This is a genomic window from Macrococcoides caseolyticum, assembly GCF_002902665.1.
Classification (GTDB): Bacteria; Bacillota; Bacilli; order Staphylococcales; family Staphylococcaceae; genus Macrococcoides; species Macrococcoides caseolyticum.
In genome coordinates, this window is the sequence record NZ_PPRM01000066.1 from 1 (window position 1) to 5,205 (window position 5,205).

Here is a 5,205-nt window from a genome sequence, read left to right on the forward strand (position 1 = left end):
CATGAACATGTTGTAACGCCTGTTGTGACAGCTCTTTCCCGGTCTTAATCACTTGATTAAGCGTGGACATTTTAGCGTGGACATTTTTTTCTTTAAGGATTTCATACTGCGTATATGTGTTGATACGATAGACATTTGCGCCGTTATTTTTACGTTTACCACTAACGGTATGAATCTTCGTGATATAACCTTCTGCATCAAGTTTTTTTAAAACACGGTAGACGGTTTTCTTACTGATATGTAAAAGGTCTGCGATGGTCTGAAGTTTTAGGTGAGAATAACCAATCACCTTTAAGCTGTGTTGTTTTAATACATTTAAAATACGGTATTCGGTCTCTTTAAGGTGACGGTTGTATCGTTCAACCGTGCGATCCATTGCGATGATTGTCTCAAAATTGTTTTCAAAGTCGTTCATGATATAAGTCATTGTTATCATTCCTTTTCTAGTATTTAGGAACGAAAAAAGAGTACACGCCGGTCTTTTCCATGGCATGCACTCTTATGACTTCTGTCGATTTAATATTCTTATAACTAACTCTTGAGATATGTTTTATTGATAACCTCTTAAAAATCGGGTATTATTAAAATATAATCTCATAATGAGGAAGTTAGAAGAACATTCTAAAGTGTTTGCCGATGTACGCGATCGGTAAGCGATTAGTAACTGTTGGCGCAGTTATTAATGCGGAATGTTCTTTTTACGTTCAATTAAGTTAATTAAATTGTATAACTAATCAAAAAAAATAGCAAATTAAAATTGGAACTCTTTCCAATTTTAATTTGCGTATTTTTTATTCTTTTATTTTTCGATAAAGATACTGTGCGATAGTCTCTCTTCCCATTTCTATAAAGGCAGTGCCCTTAAGGAAATATACATTTTCTAGCTTTTTGGGAATCTTATTTTTTAATGATACTGTGACTTTATAAAATATTTGATTATTTTTTGTTTCCTCTGGAAACTTAGAGATATGTTTAATTTCCCCATCTATATAAAATTTATCTTTTTTACTTTTAAAATTAATGGATACTTTTTGGTTTTGCTTTAAACTTATTATGTCTTCACTAGAAATATAAGTTATTATTTCCTTATCATTATTTGGATAAATTTTATATAAAATATCTCCTTTTGGAACTACTGATCCTTCTTGTATATCTTCAGAATAAAAAATATAACCACTATTATTTACATTGTCATGAGAATTACTAATTTTAATGGAAGATAAATCATAGATCTCATCTTTTAAGGCATCTATTTTTTCAATTAGAGTTTGAAGGCTCTGAGATTTAAGATTATTACGTTGTGTCTCATCTAAATAGTGTATTTGATTATATTGTTGTTTAAAAATTTCAAAGTACTTAATACCATAGTCTTTAGTGATTTTTTTGTCTGTCTCAGAAGGATAATTATCTATCTTATCATAAAGTAAGGATAAACCTTCTAGCTTTTCTTTTTTAAATTGTATTTTAGATAATAATTCTTCTTTGTCATGTGTCATCTCTTGCAGGATGATAACATGATCTTTTCTTTGAACGAATTGACCATCTTGTTTTAGAATTTTATTAATTTTGACATCCCTATCTGTACTAACATTCATCGGTTTATCTTTGGGACTTATTACAGCTTCAGATTTTATATAATCCGTTTTTAATATGAAAAATAAGGAAATGATTAGTGAGATAAATAGTATAATCAAAATCAATAGTGATCTTGCGATGAACTTTGAAGGAGCATTGTTGAAATATACAGTACTATCTTGGAAGTCTTCAAAGGAATATAGTTTTTTCATATTATATCCCCTCCGTTGTTTGATTTTTCCATAACGTATAATATTCTGAACGATTTGATAGCAACTGTCTATGATTTCCTTGTTCGACGATTTTTCCATTTTTCATACAATAAATAATATCGGCTTTTTCAATAGTACTTAGTTTATGTGAGATGATAACTACAGTTTTATCCTTTCTAGAAATATTGTACAAGTTATTTATTATTTGATTTTCAGTTGTCGAATCCAAAGCACTTGTAACTTCATCTAATATAAATACTTCAGGATTTTTAATATACAATCTAGCTAAAGCGAGCCTCTGAAGTTGTCCACCAGATAGATTATCGCCATTGGCTTCTAAAGTAGTATGATAACCTTGAGGTAATTGTTCAATAAACTCATGTATTTCAGCGTTTTTACAAGCACTTGTTATATCATCCATTGTAATATTGCTTTCGTTACCTAATAATAAGTTTTCTATGATTGAGCCACTGAAGAAAAAGTTCTTTTGAGATACGTAACCTATACTTTTTCTTAAAGAACTATTATTAATAGATAAGATGTTTTTCTGATCTATTTGGATATCTCCTTGTTTTGCTTGATAGTAATTAACTAAGAGTTTAGCTAATGTAGACTTACCAGAGCCACTTTCTCCTACTAGAGCAACAAAACTATTTTTATTTATAGTTATATTGATATCTTTTAATAAGTCTTCACGGTGACCATAATTAAAATACAAATTATTAATTTTAATTTGATTGTTAAAAGAAAATTCTGATATAGCATTTTCTGTATCTTCTATATCTAAGTCCATAATCTCAACGATTCTTCTAGAAGCCACGATTGCAGATTGGATAATTGGTTGTGCATCTATCATACGTTCTATAGGTCCTAAAAAATAAATAACCAGTGCATTAAATGTGATCAACTCTCCTAAAGTCATCTGATTAGTAATAACATAATAAGACCCCACCCATAAAATAACAGTACTTATTAATAATGACAGGAAACCTTTTATGCTCATCTGTATATTAGTTACAATTCCTAATTTTAAAACTTTTTTTATTAAACGAATGAAAAATTTTTCTGACTTGATTGAGACTTCTTCTTCTGCAGTATAACTTTTTATTGTTGAGATACCATTAATAGTTTCAATTAGATAAGAATTGAGATCAGAATTTTGTTCCATTTGTTGGCGATTGTATTTTTCAAAAGGCTTTCTGAATACTAATGCCAATAAAATATAAATAGGAACAAATAACAGAGTAATGAGAAAAAGTCTATTACTTTGTAGGTATAATAGTATACTCCCTAAGAATATCATTAAAATATCAATAAATAATGTTACGGTAACTGTTGAAAAAGCTTCTCTAATTTTACTACTATCCATAAATCTTGATAGAATCTCTCCAGACTTACGTGTTTCAAAAAAATCCATAGGTAATTTTAAAATATGGTTATAATAATCAAGCATTATTTTTATATCAATTTTTAAACTAAAAAATAAAATTAAATGTGCTCTAAAATATGTTATTAGAGATTGAACAAAATACATTAAGAGGACAGCTCCTGATAACATGTGGAGATTGTATATAATATTACTAGGAAGTATGTCATCAATTAACACCTTGAAGTAAAATGTACCCAAAAAACCAAATACATTAATTAATAAAGAAGCTAAAAAAATTAAGAATATATATTTGTAGTTATGGATAAGCAAGCTCTTAAATAATAGAGAGATTGATGGTCTATCATCGCTTATATTGAAATCATCATTCTTCTCTATAAGGAGTAATATTTTTGTCCAGTATGTTTCAAATTGATTTAGTGATGTAGAATATCTACCTAAGTCAGGATCAACAATATATACTTTATCTTTTACTAATTTTTCAATTATAACAAAGTGTTCAAATCCTTTCTTGTTCAGTATATGTGCGATACATGGGTAATTTATCTCTCTTAAGTTATCAATACTTTCTGCTTGAACACCTGTTAATTTTAGTCCTAACGTCTCTCCAAGTTTAACTAGACCAAACAGATTAGTACCATTATTATCTGTTCCTGCAACTTTTCTAAGCTTTTCAATAGATACATTTTTACTATAAAATTTGCATATCATTGCAATGCATACAGGGCCACAATCTTTTGCATCTTCTTGTTGAATGAATGGTATTTTGTTCATATTATTTTCCTTTCAAAATGTTTATCAAATAGTAGTATAAATTAGAAAAAGAAAATAAATAAAACATTACATGTAGTATTAAATATTAGTCTTAATACTTAAAATAAAATTAAATGTTCACTAAAGATTGTAAAAAGGCGTTTCATGATATCCTTTCTTATACTAATTATTTAATGATATATTATATATAAAATAGGAAAAGAGGACTTTTTATGAAGAAATTAGAAAAAAAGAAATTATTATCAATTAATGGCGGTAGAGGTGGAAATTATACTCTGGTAGGGGAGCCAAAGAAAGATATAAAAACATGTATATTATCGCTTTTTAAAGATTGTTAGGAAAACATTAAATAATGATTATAGATACTAAAATATATATACTAAGAATGCTTCTATCTATTATTATTTATATAATCCTTTTCTGTAAAATTTATCTAAAAAAAGAAAGCCCTAAGAAACTTGTTTTAGTATTCTTAGGGCTCCTTACTTGGTTTATTTGTGCTATATTTCTAGGCGATTTTGTAGAGTTTATTTTTATTATTTTATCTATTATTTATTATATATTAATTAATAAAGATATAAAAAGACTAAACTTAATACTTGTTTTTTTTATAAGTATCAAGTTTATAAATATAAACAGCTCCTATATAGTACTATACGTATACAAATTTTTAGGAATATCCAGTAATAATTTAGTAATCTTGCAAGTATTAATTATATTAATACAAGTATTAATATATATAAGGATCTTTAAGAAGTATGACATTTCTAAATATATATATTCCTTTGTAAGTTATTCTTTAACATTACTCTTACTGTATATATATTTATCAATATTTTTTATAACGTATACATTTAAAGAGATTTATTATTTTGAAAGATTTATTGATTTATTGTTGTTTTTTACCGTTACTCAAGGAATATTTATAGCCTTTCTTATTTTTTATGAAACTAAAGTACAAAAGGAAAAAGAATTAACACATAATAATAAAATTAAATTTGATAATTTATTTTCTTATTCTAAAATAATAGAAGAAAAAAATTTGGAAATTCAAAAATTTAATCATGACTTAGAAAACCTTATAGTAAGCATAAACGATGTAGAGGATAATAAACAAGTAAAGGAATTTAAAGAAAACCTCATATACTTGAGCAATTATACTAAAAATCTATCTAATTCAAAGAATGAAGTTGACACTACATATTTAATGAATATAGAGAATCCATATTTAAAAAACTTATTGCTAAATAAAGTTGA

The 5,205-nt window shown here is 26.6% G+C and carries 5 protein-coding genes; 2 read left to right on the forward strand and 3 right to left on the reverse strand.

The genetic code is table 11. From position 1 onward, the window contains the following. The 3 genes from CD152_RS09350 to CD152_RS09360 all read right to left on the reverse strand — a co-directional run. On the reverse strand, window positions 1-427 hold a 427-nt coding region (locus CD152_RS09350), incomplete at its 3' end, for a helix-turn-helix transcriptional regulator (RefSeq protein ID WP_169926186.1). Window positions 428-791: 364 nt separating this feature from the next. Continuing rightward, on the reverse strand, window positions 792-1,787 hold the full coding sequence (locus tag CD152_RS09355) for an HlyD family secretion protein (protein WP_103214683.1): 996 nt from the start codon (window positions 1,785-1,787) through the stop codon (window positions 792-794). 1 nt (window position 1,788) lies between these two features. Further along, a complete protein-coding gene (locus CD152_RS09360) occupies window positions 1,789-3,948 on the reverse strand; it encodes a peptidase domain-containing ABC transporter (protein WP_103214684.1) in 2,160 nt (719 codons plus the stop codon). A 212-nt stretch (window positions 3,949-4,160) separates the two neighbouring features. On the opposite strand from CD152_RS09360, the gene CD152_RS09365 reads away from it, so the two are divergent. Next, on the forward strand, window positions 4,161-4,286 hold the full coding sequence (locus CD152_RS09365; protein ID WP_103214685.1) for an EntF family bacteriocin induction factor: 126 nt from the start codon (window positions 4,161-4,163) through the stop codon (window positions 4,284-4,286). 14 nt (window positions 4,287-4,300) lie between these two features. Beyond that, the coding region (locus tag CD152_RS09370; RefSeq protein WP_240592399.1) for an ATP-binding protein at window positions 4,301-5,205 on the forward strand (905 nt) is incomplete at its 3' end.

Excerpts from the sequence above, each read along its gene's own strand:
- CD152_RS09355 (WP_103214683.1), bottom strand. The coding sequence starts at position 1,787 with ATGAAAAAACTATATTCCTTTGAAGACTTCCAAGATAGTACTGTATAT.
- CD152_RS09360 (WP_103214684.1), bottom strand. The coding sequence starts at position 3,948 with ATGAACAAAATACCATTCATTCAACAAGAAGATGCAAAAGATTGTGGC.
- CD152_RS09365 (WP_103214685.1), top strand. The coding sequence starts at position 4,161 with ATGAAGAAATTAGAAAAAAAGAAATTATTATCAATTAATGGCGGTAGA.